Source organism: Pseudomonas entomophila, assembly GCF_029193575.1.
Taxonomy (GTDB): domain Bacteria; phylum Pseudomonadota; class Gammaproteobacteria; order Pseudomonadales; family Pseudomonadaceae; genus Aquipseudomonas; species Aquipseudomonas entomophila_G.
This window is the reverse complement of the sequence record NZ_JARGCS010000024.1, coordinates 130,166-147,178: the sequence shown is the minus strand read 5'-3', so window position 1 is coordinate 147,178 and position 17,013 is coordinate 130,166. Positions and strand designations below refer to the sequence as shown.

General features: G+C 67.0%; 16 protein-coding genes. 9 read left to right on the top strand and 7 right to left on the bottom strand.

The window, feature by feature from the left end:
• Positions 1-36 precede the first annotated feature (36 nt).
• Together P0Y43_RS11860 and P0Y43_RS11855 are read left to right on the top strand one after the other, a co-directional pair.
• A complete protein-coding gene (locus tag P0Y43_RS11860; protein ID WP_275637452.1) occupies positions 37-729 on the top strand; it encodes a DNA-3-methyladenine glycosylase in 693 nt (230 codons plus the stop codon).
• Between the two features lie 3 nt (positions 730-732).
• Entirely contained in the window at positions 733-2,049 is a 1,317-nt protein-coding gene (locus tag P0Y43_RS11855; protein WP_275637451.1) for a bifunctional DedA family/phosphatase PAP2 family protein, read from the top strand.
• A 58-nt stretch (positions 2,050-2,107) separates the two neighbouring features.
• Here the strand turns inward: P0Y43_RS11855 and P0Y43_RS11850 are convergent, their stop codons facing one another.
• From P0Y43_RS11850 to P0Y43_RS11840, 3 genes are read right to left on the bottom strand one after another with little or no spacing between them, the layout of a single operon-like run.
• Positions 2,108-2,698: an LON peptidase substrate-binding domain-containing protein gene (locus P0Y43_RS11850; RefSeq protein WP_275637450.1), complete on the bottom strand. Its 591-nt coding sequence runs from the start codon at positions 2,696-2,698 to the stop codon at positions 2,108-2,110.
• Positions 2,699-2,707: 9 nt separating this feature from the next.
• Positions 2,708-3,424 carry an LrgB family protein gene (locus P0Y43_RS11845; RefSeq protein ID WP_275637449.1) on the bottom strand — a complete coding sequence of 239 codons (717 nt, stop codon included), beginning with the start codon at positions 3,422-3,424 and terminating at the stop codon, positions 2,708-2,710.
• Positions 3,421-3,783: a CidA/LrgA family protein gene (locus tag P0Y43_RS11840; RefSeq protein ID WP_275637448.1), complete on the bottom strand. Its 363-nt coding sequence runs from the start codon at positions 3,781-3,783 to the stop codon at positions 3,421-3,423. The genes P0Y43_RS11845 and P0Y43_RS11840 overlap by 4 nt, the downstream gene beginning before the upstream one ends.
• 148 nt (positions 3,784-3,931) lie before the next feature.
• Here P0Y43_RS11840 and P0Y43_RS11835 point away from each other — a divergent pair, with 148 nt between their 5' ends.
• The 3 genes from P0Y43_RS11835 (at position 3,932) to P0Y43_RS11825 (ending at position 6,991) form a co-directional block, all read left to right on the top strand.
• Positions 3,932-4,387 (top strand): MaoC family dehydratase, encoded by a 456-nt coding sequence (locus P0Y43_RS11835; RefSeq protein ID WP_275637447.1) that lies wholly within the window; start codon positions 3,932-3,934, stop codon positions 4,385-4,387.
• 198 nt (positions 4,388-4,585) lie between these two features.
• Positions 4,586-6,319, top strand: coding sequence for a C13 family peptidase (locus P0Y43_RS11830; protein WP_275637446.1), 1,734 nt, complete (start codon positions 4,586-4,588; stop codon positions 6,317-6,319).
• 27 nt (positions 6,320-6,346) lie between these two features.
• Positions 6,347-6,991 (top strand): oxidoreductase, encoded by a 645-nt coding sequence (locus P0Y43_RS11825; protein ID WP_275637445.1) that lies wholly within the window; start codon positions 6,347-6,349, stop codon positions 6,989-6,991.
• Positions 6,992-7,038: 47 nt separating this feature from the next.
• Here the strand turns inward: P0Y43_RS11825 and P0Y43_RS11820 are convergent, their stop codons facing one another.
• The 4 genes from P0Y43_RS11820 to P0Y43_RS11805 all read right to left on the bottom strand — a co-directional run bounded on the left by P0Y43_RS11820 (position 7,039) and on the right by P0Y43_RS11805 (position 11,257).
• Positions 7,039-7,326 (bottom strand): YceK/YidQ family lipoprotein, encoded by a 288-nt coding sequence (locus P0Y43_RS11820; RefSeq protein WP_275637444.1) that lies wholly within the window; start codon positions 7,324-7,326, stop codon positions 7,039-7,041.
• On the bottom strand, positions 7,323-7,952 hold the full coding sequence (gene ubiX / locus P0Y43_RS11815) for a flavin prenyltransferase UbiX (protein ID WP_275637443.1): 630 nt from the start codon (positions 7,950-7,952) through the stop codon (positions 7,323-7,325). The genes P0Y43_RS11820 and ubiX overlap by 4 nt, the downstream gene beginning before the upstream one ends.
• Positions 7,949-9,298, bottom strand: coding sequence for a UDP-N-acetylmuramate:L-alanyl-gamma-D-glutamyl-meso-diaminopimelate ligase (gene mpl / locus P0Y43_RS11810; RefSeq protein WP_275637442.1), 1,350 nt, complete (start codon positions 9,296-9,298; stop codon positions 7,949-7,951). Before mpl ends, ubiX begins: the two co-directional genes overlap by 4 nt.
• Before the next feature lie 66 nt (positions 9,299-9,364).
• Entirely contained in the window at positions 9,365-11,257 is a 1,893-nt protein-coding gene (locus P0Y43_RS11805) for a sigma-54-dependent Fis family transcriptional regulator (RefSeq protein WP_275637441.1), read from the bottom strand.
• Between the two features lie 268 nt (positions 11,258-11,525).
• Here P0Y43_RS11805 and exaC point away from each other — a divergent pair, with 268 nt between their 5' ends.
• The 4 genes from exaC to eutC all read left to right on the top strand — a co-directional run bounded on the left by exaC (position 11,526) and on the right by eutC (position 16,936).
• A complete protein-coding gene (gene exaC, locus P0Y43_RS11800) occupies positions 11,526-13,046 on the top strand; it encodes an acetaldehyde dehydrogenase ExaC (protein WP_275637440.1) in 1,521 nt (506 codons plus the stop codon).
• Positions 13,047-13,216: 170 nt separating this feature from the next.
• Entirely contained in the window at positions 13,217-14,665 is a 1,449-nt protein-coding gene (gene eat, locus P0Y43_RS11795) for an ethanolamine permease (protein ID WP_275637439.1), read from the top strand.
• 49 nt (positions 14,666-14,714) lie between these two features.
• Positions 14,715-16,109 carry an ethanolamine ammonia-lyase subunit EutB gene (locus tag P0Y43_RS11790; RefSeq protein ID WP_275637438.1) on the top strand — a complete coding sequence of 465 codons (1,395 nt, stop codon included), beginning with the start codon at positions 14,715-14,717 and terminating at the stop codon, positions 16,107-16,109.
• 8 nt (positions 16,110-16,117) lie between these two features.
• A complete protein-coding gene (gene eutC / locus P0Y43_RS11785) occupies positions 16,118-16,936 on the top strand; it encodes an ethanolamine ammonia-lyase subunit EutC (protein WP_275637437.1) in 819 nt (272 codons plus the stop codon).
• Positions 16,937-17,013: the final 77 nt, after the last annotated feature.

Here is a 17,013-nt window from a genome sequence, read left to right as displayed (position 1 = left end):
TATGATCCCCGCCCTCCCAACGACGAACCGCGCCCCATGCAAGCCCCAGCCCCCTGCCCGGCCCGCGCCCTGCCCGCCCCCTTCTTCGACCGCGACGCCCAGACCCTCGCCCGCGACCTGCTGGGCAAGGTCATCCGCCACCGCCACGGCGACCTGTGGCTGGCCGCGCGGATCATCGAGACCGAGGCCTACTACCTCACCGACAAGGGCAGCCACGCCTCGCTGGGCTACACCGAGAAGCGCAAGGCGCTGTTCCTCGACGGCGGGCACATCTACATGTATTACGCTCGCGGCGGCGATTCGCTGAACTTCAGCGCCCAGGGCCCGGGCAACGCGGTGCTGATCAAGTCCGCCTACCCCTGGGTGGATGCCCTCTCGGGCGCCAACAGCCTGGCGCAGATGCAACTGAACAACCCCGACGCCAGCGGCAACCTGCGCCCAGCCGAGCGCCTGTGCGCCGGCCAGACCCTGTTGTGCCGGGCCTTGGGCCTGAAGGTGCCGCACTGGGACGCCCAGCGCTTCGACCCCGAGCGCCTTTACGTCGAAGACTGCGGCATTACCGTGCCACGGGTGATCCAGGCCACACGCCTGGGCATCCCCAAAGGCCGCGACGAGCACCTGCCGTACCGCTTCGTCGACGCCGAATTCGCCCGTTTCTGCACCCGGAACCCGCTGCGTCGGGGCCAGGTCGAAGGACGGGACTTCTTTACCCTCGAACAAGGAAGCTGACCCATGAGCCAATGGCTCGACAGCCTGACCGGCTGGCTCGGCGCCAACCCCCAGTGGCTTGGCCTGGCAATTTTCCTGGTGGCCTGCATCGAATGCCTGGCCATCGCCGGCATCGTCGTGCCGGGCACCGTATTGCTGTTCGCCGTGGCCGTGCTGGCCGGCAGCGGCGCCTTCAGCCTGGGCGAAACCCTGTTGCTGGGCTTCCTCGGCGGGATGCTCGGTGACGCGTTGTCCTACGGCATCGGCAAGTATTTCCACCAGAACATTCGTCGCCTGCCGTTGCTGCGCAGCCACCCGGAATGGATCGGCAGCGCCGAGGCCTACTTCCAGCGCTACGGCATCGCCAGCCTGCTGGTGGGCCGCTTCATCGGGCCGCTGCGGCCGATGCTGCCGATGGTCGCCGGCATGTTCGACATGCCGCTGCCGCGCTTCATCGCCGTCAGCCTGGTGGCGGGCGCCGGCTGGTCGGTGGCCTACCTGCTGCCCGGCTGGGCCACCGGCGCCGCCATGCGCTTGCCGCTGCCGGAAGGCTTCTGGCTGGATGCCGGGATCGTCGCCGGCAGCCTGGCGGTACTGGTGGGCCTGAGCCTCAACAGCAGCATCCGCGACCAGCGCCACGGCACCCGGCTGATCGCCGCGCTGAGCCTGGTGGCCTTGGTGGCGTTGTTCCTCGGCTGGCCGTACCTGCATGAATTCGACCAGGGCCTGATGACCCTGGTGCAGGAGCATCGCAGCCAGGCCATCGACGGCATCGTGGTGCTGGTCACCCGCCTGGGCGACTTCCGCACCCAGTTCTTCCTCGGCGGCCTGCTGACCGGCTTGCTGCTGCTGGCACGGCAATGGCGCCAGGCGATCTTCGCCGGCAGCGCGCTGATGGGCACGGCGCTGGCCAACGGCACCCTGAAATGGTTGTTCGCCCGCGCGCGCCCGGAGGTACTGAGCGACCCGCTGACCAGCTACAGCATGCCCAGCGGGCACAGCTCGGCGTCGTTCGCCTTCTTCCTGGTGCTGGCGATACTGGCCGGGCGCGGGCAACCGCCGCGCATGCGCCTGACCTGGGTACTGCTGGGGGTATTGCCGGCGCTGTCGATCGCCCTGTCGCGGGTGTACCTGGGGGCGCACTGGCCGACGGATATCCTCGCGGGAGCACTGCTGGCGTGTTGCGTGTGCGCGATCAGCCTGACCGCAGTGCAGCATCGCCAGACGCTGAGCGCGCTGCCGCAACGGGTGTGGTGGTTGATCTTGCCGGCATGCATCGCGTTGCTGGCGTTCTTTGCCCTGCACTCACTGCCGAAGGCGTTGCTGCGCTACCAGTATTGAGGTGATGCGCCGGGTTCACCGGCCCTCTCGCGGGGCCGGCACAATCCCCTGAACGCCATCAGGCAAACAACTCCCCCTGGATCCGCTCCAGCAACGCCTGGATCGCCACCAATCGCTCCTGCGGCGAATCGATCGCCAGCAAATCGAGCTTGTCCTCTTCCATGAACGGCAACAGGTAGGCCAACTGGTTGCTCAGCGACTGCCGCCCGTCGACGTCGCGCGGCATGTCCAGCGCCTCGACCATCGGGTGTTCGCCCAGGGCCAGCAACAGCGCCAGCAAGTCGTCGTCCTGCTCCACCAGCGGGCTGTCCGGCAGGTCCGGCAACCAGTGCACCTCGCCCACCAGCAACTGGTCCTTGAGCACCTCGGTGCTCTGCACCTGGAAGCGCCGCACCCCCTCCACACGGATGCCCAGCAGGCCGTTGTCCTGCTGCACGAAATCGCGGATCAACGCCTCGCACCCGAGCGAGGCCACGGCCGGCGGGGCCTTGCCCACCTGCTCGCCTTCAAGGATGCACACCACGCCGAAACCTTCGCCCTGCTTCATGCAGCGGCCGATCATGTCCAGGTAACGCGCTTCGAAGATCTGCAGATCCAGCAGGCACCCTGGAAACAGCACGGTATTGAGGGGAAACAGCGGTAGCGTCATCGTCATTCCTCAAGCCACCAGGCTGACCGCCAACGGCAGGAACACCGCTGTGGCCACCCCCATCAGGCTCATCGCCAGCGCGGCGAAGGCGCCGCATTCGTCACTTTCCTGCAAGGCCACCGAGGTGCCCACCGCATGCGCCGTCACGCCCAGGGCCATACCGCGCGCCTCGGGGCTGAGCACGCCGCAGCGGGTCAGCAGCGCCGGGCCGAAGATCGCGCCGATCACCCCGGTGATCAGCACGAACACCGCCGCCAGCGCGGCCACGCCGCCGATCTGCTCGGCCACCAGCATGGCGATCGGCGAGGTCACCGACTTCGGCGCCATGGTCATCAGGATCATATGCTCGGCCCCGAACCACGCGCCCAGGGCCACGCAGGCCACGGTGGCGAACAGGCCTCCGATTACCAGCGTAGTAAAGATGGGCCAGAACAGCTGGCGGATGCGCCGCAGGTTCAGGTACAGCGGCACCGCCAGCGCCACGGTGGCCGGGCCCAGGAGGATGTTGAGGATCTCGGTGCTGCGCCGGTACTCGGCGTAGTCGATGCCGCACAGCAGCAATACGCCGATCACCACCAGCATCGACACCAGCACCGGTTGCAGGAAGATCCAGCGGGTGCGCTCGTAAGCCGCCAGCACCAACTGGTAGGCCGCCAGGGTGACGCCGATGCCGAACAAGGGGTGGTGGATGACCGCCTCGAGCGCGCCGTGCCAATCGAGGCTCATGGCTGCTCCTCGCGCTTGCCCTGGCGGTGGATCAGCTTCTGCATCAGCATGCCGACGAACACCAGCGTCAGCAGGCAGGAGATCACCAACGCGCCGACGATGGCCCAGAAGTCCGCGGCGATGTCGCTGGCATAGACCATCACCCCCACCGCTGGCGGCACCAGCAGCAGCGGCAGGTAGCGCAGCAGGCTGCCGGCCGCTTCGTTGAGTGGCTTGCCGACCTCGCCGCGGATCATCAGGTACGCCAGCAACAGCAGCAGGCCGATGATCGGCCCCGGCAGGATGGGCAACACCAGGTGATTGATCGCCGTACCCAGCAGCTGGAACAGCACCAGCCAGGTCAAACCACGCAACAGCATAAGCATCTCCTTGGGGCATTGGCGCCATTATAAGCACGCCCCCTTTTGCCTATAAGGCGATATTCGCCGAAAAGCCAATGACTTGACCGCAGCCGCGCAGCGTGCTGATCTTGCACCCTCGTACCAAAAGACAACCTGGAGAGTCGCGATGCCCTATGTACCCGTTACAGAGCTTTCGCAGTACGTTGGAAAGGAACTGGGACGTTCCGAATGGCTGAAAATCGATCAACAACGCATCAACCTGTTCGCCGAGGCCACCGGCGACTTCCAGTTCATCCATGTCGACCCGGTGAAGGCCGCCAAGACCCCGTTCGGCACCACCATCGCCCATGGCTTTCTCACCCTTTCGCTGATTCCCAAGCTGATGGAGGACATCCTGGTCCTGCCCGAGGGCTTGAAGATGGTGGTCAACTACGGCCTGGACAGCGTGCGCTTCATCCAGCCGGTGAAGGTCGACAGCAGTGTTCGGCTGAAGGTCGACCTGACCGATGCCACCGAAAAGAAGCCGGGCCAGTGGCTGCTCAAAGCCACCGTCACCCTGGAAATCGAAGGTGAGGACAAGCCGGCGTACATTGCCGAGCCGCTTTCGCTCTGCTTCGTTTGACCTGCCGCCCAGGGCCGCTTCGCGGCCCATCGCGGGGCAAGCCCGCTGCTACCGGCACCGCGTCGCTCCTGAGCACTGCGCAGCGCCTGTAGGTGCGGGCTCGCCCCGCGCTGAGGACACCGTGCACCCTCGCCCAATGGCTGTCTCACCCCCCGATTCTGCGGCATACTCGGAAAGTCTCTGTGCCCGGATTCCGCCATGCGTCCCCTGCTCCCCCTCGCCCTGACCCTGCTGCTCGCCGCCTGCGGCGAAGGTGAACCCTTGTCGCCCCCGGATGCGCGCCTGCCCGACGGCGGCCGCTACCGTGGCCAGGTGGTCGACGGGCTGCTGCAAGGCGAAGGGCGCATCGACTACCCCAACGGCAGTTGGTACGCCGGCACCTTCCAGAATGGCCAGTGGCATGGCCAGGGCGAATGGCACGGCAGCAATGGCGAGGTCTACCGTGGCCAGTTCGCCCTGGGCCTGTTCGACGGCCTGGGCGACCTGACCACCCCCGGCAGCCACTACGCCGGCACCTTCAAGCACGGCCGACGCGACGGCGAAGGCACCCTCAAGCAACACGACCAGACCTACCGGGGCCAGTTCAAGGACGACCAGTACGAAGGGGCCGGCGAACTGCAACTGGCCGACGGCAGCCGCTACCAGGGCCTGTTCGCCAAGGGCAAGCCCAACGGCGCCGGGGTGCGCAGCGATGCCAGCGGCAACCGCTTCAGCGGCCACTTCAGCGACGGCCAGTTGCAGGGCGCCGGCACCTACGACAGCGTCGACGGCGAGCAGTACATCGGCGAGTTCAAGGACAGCCGCCTCGAGGGGCGTGGCCGCTACGAGAATGCCGACGGCGACGTGTGGATCGGCGACTTCAAGGACGGCTCGCTGAGCGGCCAGGGCGAGTTGCTGGGCAGCGACGGCAGCCGCTACAAGGGCGGCTTCGTCGACTGGCGTTTCAACGGCCAGGGCCACCTGCACCTGGCCGACGGCAGCCAGTACATCGGCGGCTTCGACAACGACGCCTACCAGGGTGCCGGCCGGTTGATCCAGGCCGATGGCCGCGTCGCGGGCGGCTACTGGATCAACGGCGTGCGCGTGCGCGACGACAAGGGCACGCTGCTGCCCGACCCGCTGGACCTGGCCCTGCTCAACCAGGGCAAGCTGCTGGACGATGCGCTGGCCAAGGTGCCGCGCTCGGCGCCGCCGATCCAGCTGTACAGCCTGGTGCTGGCCGGCGATGGCCAGCAGAGCGTGTTCCTGCGCGAGGCCGACTACGTCAGCAACATGCTCAAGGTGCGCTTCGGCGCTCGCGGCCAGGTCACCCTGGTCAACCACCGCGACCACCTGGCCGACCGGCCCATGGCCACCCGCGAGAACCTCACCCGCGCCGCCCGCACCCTGGCCGAGCGCAGCGGCCCGGAAGACATCGTCTTCGTCTACCTGACCAGCCACGGCAGCCACGACCACCAACTGGTGCTCGACCAGCCGCGCCTGCAACTGGCCGACCTGTCGGCCAACGAGCTGGCCGGCGCCCTGGCGCCGCTCAAGGAGCGCGACAAGGTGATTGTCATCTCCGCCTGCTATTCCGGGGGCTACATCGCCCCGCTCAAGGACGACCGGACCCTGATCATGACCGCCGCCCGCCCGGACCGGGTGTCGTTCGGCTGTTCGGAAGAGGCCGACTTCACCTACTTCGGCGACGCCCTGTTCGCCCAGGCGCTGAACCAGACCGACGACCTGAAACAGGCGTTTGAACTGGCGCGCGCCAGTGTTGCCGAACGGGAACGAAGGGAAGGTTTCGAGGCCTCCGAGCCGCAGCTGTGGGCACCGCCCCAGGTGCTGGCGCACTGGCAACGACTGCGCCAGCAGCAGGCCGAGGAAGCATTGCGTAACGAGGCCCAGCCAGCCTCGGGCGCGCAGGCGAAAAAGCCTGGCACCCGCTAAGCTGAGCTGTAACAAGGGAGAGACATCATGTATTTGACGCCTCAGCATGTCCTGCTTGCCGGTGCTACAGGCCTGACGGGTGAACACCTGCTCGACCGCCTGCTCAGCGAACCCACCATCAGCCGCGTCCTGGCGCCCACGCGCCGTCCCCTGGCCGAGCACCCGCACCTGGAAAACCCGGTGGGTGACCCGGCGGTGTTTCTCCCGCAACTGGCCGGTCGTGTCGACATCGCCTTCTGCTGCCTGGGCACCACGCTCAAGCAGGCGGGGTCCGAACGGGCGTTCCGCGCCGTCGACCTGGACATGGTGGTGGCCTTCAGCAAACGCGCGCGGGAACTGGGCGCGCGGCACCTGCTGGTGATCAGCGCAATCGGCGCGGACGCGAAATCGTCGATCTTCTACAACCGGGTCAAGGGCGAGATGGAAGAGGCGCTCAAGGCGCAGGACTGGCCGCAACTGACCATCGTGCGGCCCTCGCTGCTGCTGGGCGAGCGCATGGAACCGCGGTTGGGCGAGCGCCTCGCGGCGCCGTTCTCGCGGTTCATGCCTGGGAAGTATCGGGGGATCGAGGCGTGCACCCTGGCGCGGGCGCTGTGGCGGTTGGCGCTGGAAGAGGAGGATGGGGTGCGCGTGGTCGAGTCGGATGAGTTGCGCAAGCTAGGCAGGAAGTGATTTGTAGGTCTTCAGGCGCAATCGCGGGGCAAGCCCGCGATTGCGTATCAAAGACCACCCGTGGCGTTGAACCCAACCCCTAGCGCCGTCAGCGCCGACAACGGCAACAGCAGCGTATCGAGCAACGCACTCCCCGGCAGGTCCAGCCCCGGATACGCCGGGGCCTCGGCGCCAAAGCGGTCCAGCGGGCAGCAGCCGCCATTCATCACGTACAGGTTCAGGCGCGTACCGGCATACACCACCGGCGCGCCCGGTTTGGCGGCATCCAGCGTGCGCGCCGTCGCGCAACCACCCAGCAGCCCCGCCGCCAGCAAACCCACCAGTGCGCGCTTCAATCGTCGACCCCGTAGTGGTGCTCGCCCCAGCGCGGCAGCATGTCCTGGGGAATGTTCAGCAGGTTGAGAATGCGTGCGACGACGAAGTCCACCAGGTCGTCGATGGTCTGCGGCTGATGGTAGAACCCCGGCGCCGCCGGCAGGATGACCGCGCCCATCTGCGACAGCTTGAGCATGTTCTCCAGGTGGATGGTCGACAGTGGCGCCTCGCGCGGCACCAGGATCAGTTGGCGACGCTCCTTGAGGGTAACGTCCGCCGCGCGCTCGATCAGGTTGTTGCATGCCCCGGTGGCGATCGCCGAGAGCGTGCCGGTGGAACACGGCACCACCACCATCGCCGCGGGCGAACCCGAGCCGGAGGCCACCGGCGACATCCAGTCTTCCTTGCCGTACACGCGAATCTGCCCATCGGCGGCGCCGGTGTACTCGGTGAGGAAGGCCTGCATGGCCTGGGGCTTGGCCGGCAGCACCACGTCGGTCTCGGTGGCCATCACCAGTTGCGCGGCCTTGGAGACCAGGAAGTGCACCTCGCGGTCCTCGCGCACCAGGCAGTCGAGCAGGCGCAGGCCATACTGCGCACCGGAGGCGCCGGTCATGGCCAGGGTGATGCGTTCCGGCCCGCTCACTTCAGGGCCTCGGCCAGCTTGCCGTGCAGGCCGCCGAAGCCGCCGTTGCTCATGATCACCACCTGCGTGCCGGGGCGCGCCTGGCCCTTGACCCGCTCGATGATCGCCTCGAGGCTGTCGGCCACCACCGAGGGCACCTTGCACTGCGCCGCCGTGGCGGCCAGGTCCCAGCCCAGGTTGGGCGGCGCGTACCAGATCACCTGGTCGGCATCGTTGACGCTTTCCGGCAGGCCATCGCGGTGGGCGCCAAGCTTCATGGAGTTGGAGCGCGGCTCGATCACCGCGATCACCGGCGCCTCGCCGACCCGCTTGCGCAAGCCATCGAGGGTGGTGGCAATGGCGGTCGGGTGGTGGGCGAAGTCGTCGTAGATGGTCACGCCCTGAACCTCGGCGACCTTCTCCATGCGCCGCTTGACGCTCTTGAAGGCGCTCAGCCCCTCGATCGCCATGGCCGGCACCACGCCGACATGGCGCGCGGCGGCCAGGGTGGCCAGGGCGTTGGCGACGTTGTGCTGGCCGGTCAGCGCCCAGTCCACCACGCCTTGCGCCTCACCGTCGAACAGCACCTCGAAGCGCGAGCCGTCGGCGCTGAGCAGGCGCGCCTGCCATTGGCCGCCTTCGCCAGTGGTCTGCACCGGGGTCCAGCAGCCCATGCCGATGACCCGCTCCAGGGCCTGCTCGGTGGTGGGGTGGATCACCAGGCCTTCGCTGGGAATGGTGCGCACCAAGTGGTGGAACTGCCGTTCGATGGCCGCCAGGTCCGGGAAAATGTCCGCATGATCGAACTCAAGGTTGTTGAGGATCGCGGTACGCGGGTGGTAGTGCACGAACTTCGAGCGCTTGTCGAAGAACGCGCTGTCGTACTCGTCGGCCTCCACCACGAAGAACGGCGTGCCGCCCAGGCGCGCCGAGACCGAGAAGTTCTGTGGCACGCCGCCGATCAGGAAGCCCGGGCTCATGCCCGCGTGCTCCAGCACCCAGGCCAGCATGCTGCTGGTGGTGGTCTTGCCGTGGGTGCCGGCCACCGCCAGCACCCAGCGGCCCTGCAGCACGTGGTCGGCCAGCCACTGCGGGCCGGAGACGTAGGGCAGGCCCTTGTTCAGCACGTGCTCCACGGCCGGGTTGCCGCGCGACATGGCGTTGCCGATCACCACCAGGTCGGGTGCCGGCTCCAGCTGCGCCGGGTCGTAGCCCTGGGTCAGCTCGATGCCCTGCGCCTGGAGCTGAGTGCTCATCGGCGGGTAGACGTTGGCGTCGGAACCGGTGACGCGATGGCCGAGTTCCTTGGCGAGCACCGCCAGCGAACCCATGAAAGTGCCGCAAATACCGAGAATGTGAATGTGCATGGTCGACCTCGCAAAACGTCGAGGCAGGGTAGCCCAGGGCGAGGGAAATCGCACCCGCTGTTTCGCTCAGCCAGCCCGGGCGAGGCCGTGTTTGCGCAGTTTTCGATACAAGGTATTGCGGCTGATGCCCAGGTGCTCGGCGACGTGGGTGATGTGCCAGCGGTGTTGTTCGAGGATGCAGAGCAGGGTTTGCCGTTCCGCATTCTCAAGCGGTGCTTGCCCCGCCCCCACAGGGAGGGGTGTCGCTTTCACAACGTGGGGGAGGTCCTCGAACTCGATGCGTTGGCCGTCACACAACGCCACCAACGTGCGCAGCACGTTGCGCATCTGCCGCACATTCCCTGGCCAGGCGAAATTCAGCAGGGTTTGGCGCGCCTCGGGCGCGATCTCGATGGCCTGCCCTTCGGCCTCCTGATGCAACAGCAAGTCCAGCAACTGCGCCTTGTCGCTGCGCTCACGCAATGCCGGCATCGCCACCTCCAGGCCATTGAGGCGGTAATACAGGTCTTCGCGGAACGCCCCCTGCTCGACCCGCTCCAGCAGGTCGCGGTGGGTCGCGCTGACGATCCGCACGTCCACCGCCTGCGGCTCGCCACCGACGGGCACCACCTGGCGGTCTTCCAGCACCCGCAACAAGCGGGTCTGCAAGGCCAGTGGCATGTCGCCGATCTCGTCCAGCAGCAAGGTGCCGCCATCGGCCTGCAACAGCTTGCCGCGCATGCCCTCCTTGCGCGCACCGGTAAAGCTGCCGCCGCGATAACCGAACAGCTCGCTTTCTATAAGGCTCTCAGGGATCGACGCGCAGTTCACCGCCACGAACGGCTTGCCCCGGCGCCGGCTGGCCTGGTGCACGGCCTGGGCGAACGCCTCCTTGCCACAACCGGTCTCGCCGCGCAGCAGCAGCGGCACGTCGCGCTCGTACACCCGCAGGGCGCGACGGAAATCGTTCTGCAAGGCCGGGTCGAGCAGGCAGATGCCCGGCTGCGGCGCCTGGCTGGCCAGCCCCTGGGGCACCGACCACAGCGGCGTGCGCGCCTGCCCACGCAGGCTGGCGAACACCTGGCGGCCATCGCGGGTATGCAGCGGCCACGCCGTGCTGCCCTGGGGCGTGGCGCGGCTGAACAACTCGTCACGGCCACAGGCGAAGAACTGCTCGACCGGCTTGCCCAGCACGCCGCCACGGCTGCCGCCCAGCAGGTTCAGCGCGCTCTGGTTGAGCGCAACGATGCGCCCATCGCCATCGAAGGCCAGCAGCCCCTCGCTGAACAGCCCCACCGACTCGACCTGCAAATGGAAACGCAGCAGCCACTGGTGTTCGAAATGACGGAGGAAGTAGCAACTCTCGATCACCTTCGCCGAGAGGTTGACCAGCGCCATGGTGTGGAACTGGCTCTGGCGCGACACATCGGGGCGTGCCGACGACACATCGAGCACCGCCAGCAGCTCGCCATGCGGGTCGAACACCGGGCTGGCCGAGCAGGTCAGCCCAGTGTGGCGGCCACGGAAGTGTTCGTCCTGGTGAATGGTCAGGGCCTGGCGCTCGACCAGGCAGGTGCCGATGCCGTTGGTGCCCTCGCGCGCCTCGCTCCAGTCGGCGCCCAGCCACAGCCCGGCGCGCTCGAAGATGCGCCGTTCGTTGGGGGTGGTGACGCAGTTGAGGATCACACCACGGGCGTCGGTGAGCAGCACCGCGTGGCCCGAGCCGGAGAGTTGCTGGTGCAGGCTGTTCATCTCGCCATCGGCGATCTGCAACACCTGCTGCAGGCGCTCGCGGCTCTCCAGCAGGCGGCCGTGCTCCAGCACCACGGGGGCCTGGGCCAGCGACGGGTCGAGGTGGTAGTCCTCCAGGCAGCGCAGCCAGGAGCGGGCAATGGAAGGGTCGCTGCCCGGAGCGCTGGCCTGGCCGTGCGCGACGGTCAGCACTTGATGGGCATGGCGGCTCAGGTGGTTGTTCTGCATGGGTTGTTGTTCTCCGCAGACAAGAGCGTCCAACCAGCATCCTCCACCCGGGAAGGCTTTGCAACGGCACGCGCCTGGCGAGGCGGGCGACGTCACGCAAACGGCACAAAGTGTCACGCAGGCCGTGTCAGCACTGGCGCACGGCGCCGTCACCCCAGCCCGGGAAACTGATCCAAGTCATTGATTTGCCAAGCTGCAAAAACGCTGGCCCAACCTTTGCTCTACGCTTTTCAACTCCCCAACAAACACAATAGCCAGGAGACACACCATGCGTTACGCACATCCCGGTACCGAGGGCGCCAAGGTCTCGTTCAAGAGCCGCTATGGCAACTACATCGGCGGCGAGTTCGTAGCTCCGGTCAAAGGGCAATACTTCGAGAACACCTCGCCGGTGAATGGCAAGCTGATCGCCGAATTCCCCCGCTCCACTGCCGAAGACATCGACAAGGCCCTGGACGCCGCCCACGCTGCCGCCGACGCCTGGGGCCGCACCAGCGTGCAGGACCGCTCCAACGTGCTGCTGAAGATCGCCGACCGCATCGAGCAGAACCTCGAAGTGCTGGCCATCACCGAAACCTGGGACAACGGCAAGCCGATCCGCGAAACCCTCAACGCCGACATCCCGCTGGCGGTCGACCACTTCCGCTACTTCGCCGGTTGCATCCGCGCCCAGGAAGGTGGCGCAGCCGAGATCAACGAAGGCACCGTGGCCTACCACATCCACGAGCCACTGGGCGTGGTCGGGCAGATCATCCCGTGGAACTTCCCGATCCTGATGGCCGCCTGGAAGCTCGCCCCAGCCCTGGCCGCCGGCAACTGCGTCGTGCTCAAGCCCGCCGAGCAGACCCCGCTGGGCATCAGCGTGCTGGTCGAGCTGATCGGCGACCTGCTGCCGCCAGGCGTGCTCAACGTGGTGCAAGGCTATGGCCGCGAGGCCGGCGAAGCGCTGGCCACCAGCAAGCGCATCGCCAAGATCGCCTTCACCGGCTCCACGCCGGTCGGTTCGCACATCATGAAGTGCGCCGCCGAGAACATCATTCCTTCCACCGTCGAGCTGGGCGGCAAGTCGCCGAACGTGTACTTCGAAGACATCATGCAGGCCGAGCCGAGCTTCATCGAGAAGGCCGCCGAGGGCATGGTGCTGGCGTTCTTCAACCAGGGCGAGGTGTGCACCTGCCCATCGCGGGCGCTGGTGCAGGAGTCGATCTACCCGCAGTTCATGGAAGTGGTGATGAAGAAGGTGCTGCAGATCAAGCGCGGCGACCCGCTGGACACCGACACCATGGTCGGCGCGCAGGCCTCGCAGCAGCAGTTCGAGAAGATCCTCTCGTACCTGGACATCGCCCAGAAGGAAGGCGCCGAGCTGCTGACCGGCGGCAAGGTGGAAAAACTCGAAGGCTCGCTGGCCACCGGCTACTACATCCAGCCGACCCTGCTCAAGGGCAACAACAAGATGCGCGTGTTCCAGGAGGAAATCTTCGGCCCGGTGGTCAGCGTCACCACCTTCAAGGACGAAGCCGAGGCCCTGGCGATCGCCAACGACACCGAGTTCGGCCTCGGCGCCGGCGTGTGGACCCGCGACATCAACCGCGCCTACCGCGTGGGCCGTGGCATCAAGGCCGGGCGGGTGTGGACCAACTGCTACCACCTGTACCCGGCGCACGCGGCGTTCGGCGGGTACAAGAAGTCCGGCGTCGGCCGTGAAACCCACAAGATGATGCTCGACCATTACCAGCAGACCAAGAACCTACTGGTGAGCTACGACATCAATCCGTTGGGCTTCTTCTAAACCGAGGCGGCCCCCAGCGCGGGGCAAGCCCACTCCCACAGGGCTCACCATGTCCCTGTGGGAGTGGGCTTGTCCCGCGCTGGGGGCTTCCCTGGCACCCTTCCTGCAACACCCTTCACCACGGGCCGACAATCCCTGCGGCCACCAAGAAAAACAACAGGTGAACACCCATGCCAAGCGATCACTCCGCCGGTGCACCGGCAGGTTCTTCCGTCGATTTCGAAAAGGTAGGCTCCGACTACTTCCAGCAACGTGAACTGAAAAAAGGCGCCGCAGGCTGGGTCCTGCTGGTGGGCCTGGGCGTGGCCTACGTGATCTCCGGCGACTACGCCGGCTGGAACTTCGGCCTGGCCCAGGGCGGCTGGGGCGGCATGTTCCTCGCCACACTGCTGATGGCCACCATGTACCTGTGCATGTGCTTCTCGCTGGCCGAGCTGTCCTCGATGATCCCCACCGCCGGCGGCGGCTACGGCTTCGCCCGCAGCGCGTTCGGGCCGTGGGGCGGGTTCCTCACCGGCACCGCGATCCTCATCGAATACGCCATCGCCCCCGCGGCCATCGCCGTGTTCATCGGCGCCTACTGCCAATCGCTGTTCGGCATCGGCGGCTGGATGATCTACCTGGCGTTCTACATCGTGTTCATCGGCATCCACATCTTCGGCGTCGGCGAGGCGCTCAAGCTGATGTTCATCATCACCGCCGTGGCCGCGATCGCCCTGGTGGTGTTCCTGGTCGGCATGCTGCCCCATTTCGATGCAGCCAAGCTCTTCGATATCGCACCGACCAGCGCCGTCGGCGCCAGCAGCTTCCTGCCGTTCGGCTACGTCGGCATCTGGGCGGCGATCCCCTACGCGATCTGGTTCTTCCTCGCCGTCGAAGGCGTGCCGCTGGCCGCCGAGGAAACCAAGAACCCACGGCGCGACCTGCCGCGCGGCCTGATCGGCGCCATGCTGGTGCTGCTGGCCTTCGCCTTGCTGATCCTGGTGGTTGGCCCCGGCGGCGCCGGCTCCGAGGCGCTGAAGGCCTCGGGCAACCCCTTGGTCGAAGCGCTCGCCAAGGCCTACGGCGGCTCCACCTGGATGGGCGGGTTCGTCAACCTGGTCGGTCTGGCAGGCCTGATCGCCAGCTTTTTCTCGATCATCTATGCCTATTCGCGGCAGATCTTCGCCCTTTCCCGCGCCGGTTACCTGCCTCGCAAGCTCTCGCAAACCAACAAGAGCAAGGCCCCGGTGCTGGCCCTGGTGATCCCCGGGATCATCGGCTTCGTCCTGTCGCTGACCGGCCAGGGCGACTTGCTGATCCTGGTGGCGGTGTTCGGCGCGACGCTGTCCTACGTGCTGATGATGGCTGCGCACATCACCCTGCGTATCCGCCGGCCGAAGATGGAGCGCCCGTATCGCACCCCTGGCGGCATCTTCACTTCGGGCGTGGCGCTGGTGCTGGCGTGCCTGGCGGTGGTGGCCGGGTTCCTGGTCGACCCGCGCGTGGTGATTGGCGCGGCGGTGATCTATGGGGTATTAATTGCCTACTTTGCTTTCTACAGCCGTCACCACCTGGTGGCGGGGACGCCGGAAGAGGAATTCGCCGCGATCCAGAAGGCCGAAGAGGCCCTGCACTGATCGCCGACACACGCCGCGAGCCCGGCTCGCGGCGTTCTGGAGAGTCTGTATGGCAAGTTTCGTACACACGGTGGGCAACCTGGTCTACCGCTTCGACAGCCTCAAGGAGGTCATGGCCAAGGCCAGCCCGGCGCGCTCGGGTGACTTCCTCGCCGGCGTGGCCGCCGGCAACGACGGCGAACGGGTCGCCGCACAGATGGCCCTGGCCAACATTCCACTCACGCATTTTCTCACTGAAGCGCTGATCCCCTACGAACAGGACGAGATCACCCGGCTGATCGTCGACACCCACGATACGCAAGCCTTCGCCCCGGTCAGCCACCTGACCGTCGGCGGCCTGCGCGACTGGCTACTCAGCGAGGCCGCCGACGAAACCAGCCTGCGCGCCCTGGCGCCGGGGCTCACGCCGGAAATGGCCGCCGCCGTGTCGAAGATCATGCGCGTGCAAGACCTGGTGCTGGTAGCGCAGAAGATCCGCGTGGTCACCGCGTTTCGCGGCACCATGGGCCTGCGCGGGCGGCTGTCGACGCGCCTGCAACCCAACCACCCCACCGACGAGCCGGCCGGCATCGCCGCCAGCATCCTCGACGGCCTGCTGTACGGCAACGGCGACGCCATGATCGGCATCAACCCGGCCACCGACAGCATCGCCTCGATCTGCGCCCTGCTGGAAATGCTCGATGCGATCATCCAGCGCTACCAGATCCCCACCCAGGCCTGCGTGCTGACCCACGTCACCACCTCGATCGAGGCGATCAACCGCGGCGTGCCGCTGGACCTGGTGTTCCAATCCATCGCCGGCACCGAGGCGGCCAACGCCGGCTTCGGCATCAACCTCAACGTGCTGCAGGAAGGCTACGAGGCCGGGTTGTCGCTCAAACGCGGCAGCCTCGGGCAGAACCTGATGTATTTCGAGACCGGCCAGGGCAGCGCGCTGTCGGCCAACGCCCACCACGGCGTCGACCAGCAAACCTGCGAAACCCGCGCCTACGCCGTGGCCCGGCACTTCAAGCCGTTCCTGGTCAACACCGTGGTCGGCTTCATCGGCCCGGAGTACCTGTACAACGGCAAGCAGATCATCCGCGCCGGCCTGGAAGACCACTTCTGCGGCAAGCTGCTCGGCGTGCCCATGGGCTGCGACATCTGCTACACCAACCACGCCGAAGCCGACCAGGACGACATGGACACCCTGCTGACCCTGCTGGGCGTGGCCGGGATCAACTTCATCATGGGCATCCCGGGCTCCGACGACATCATGCTCAACTACCAGACCACCTCGTTCCACGACGCGCTGTACGCGCGCCAGACCCTGGGCCTGAAGCCCGGTCCGGAATTCGAGGCCTGGCTGGAGCGCACCGGTATCTTCACCCAGGCCGATGGCCAGGTGCGCTTCGGCGACAACCTGCCGCCTGCCTTCCGCCAGGCCCTGGCGCAGCTTGCATAGGGATGACCATGGACCGACACACCCCCACCCCCGAGAACCCCTGGCTGGCCCTGCGCAACCTGACCCCGGCGCGCATCGCCCTGGGCCGCACCGGCATCAGCCTGCCGACCGGCGCACAGCTGGATTTCCAGTTCGCCCACGCCCAGGCCCGCGACGCGGTGCACCTGCCCTTCGACCACGCGGGCCTGCGCCAACAGCTCGACGAACGTGGCCACGCCAGCCTGCTGCTGCACAGCGCCGCCAGCGATCGCCACCAGTACCTGCAACGCCCCGACCTGGGCCGACGCCTCGACGAGGGCTCGGCCCAGCGCCTGCGCGAGCATGCCCAGGCCAACCCGGGTGGCGTCGACCTGGCCATCGTCGTCGCCGACGGCCTTTCGGCCCTGGCCGTGCACCGCCACACCTTGCCGCTGCTGGCCCGTTTCGACGAGCAGGCGGCCGCCGAGGGCTGGCGCCGCGCGCCGGTGGTCCTGGTGGAACAGGGGCGCGTGGCGGTGGCCGACGAGGTCGGCGAGCTGCTGGGCGCGCGCATGACGGTGATGCTGATCGGCGAACGCCCCGGCCTGAGTTCGCCAGACAGCCTGGGCCTGTACTTCACCTACGCCCCGAAGGTCGGCCTGACCGACGCCTACCGCAACTGCATCTCCAACGTGCGCCTGGAAGGCCTGAGCTACGGCATGGCCGCCCACCGCCTGCTGTACCTGATGCGCGAGGCCTGTCGCCGCCAGCTTTCGGGGGTCAATCTCAAGGACGAGGCCGAGGTCCACAGCCTCGACAGCGAAAATTCCTCCAATAAAGGCGGAAACTTCCTACTCGGAGAAGGGTAAAAAACATGTAATGGACGGTGCATTGCGCTTCTAGCCTGCTTTAGGCAGCATGCGACCTGAACGCTGCTGGCAATCCG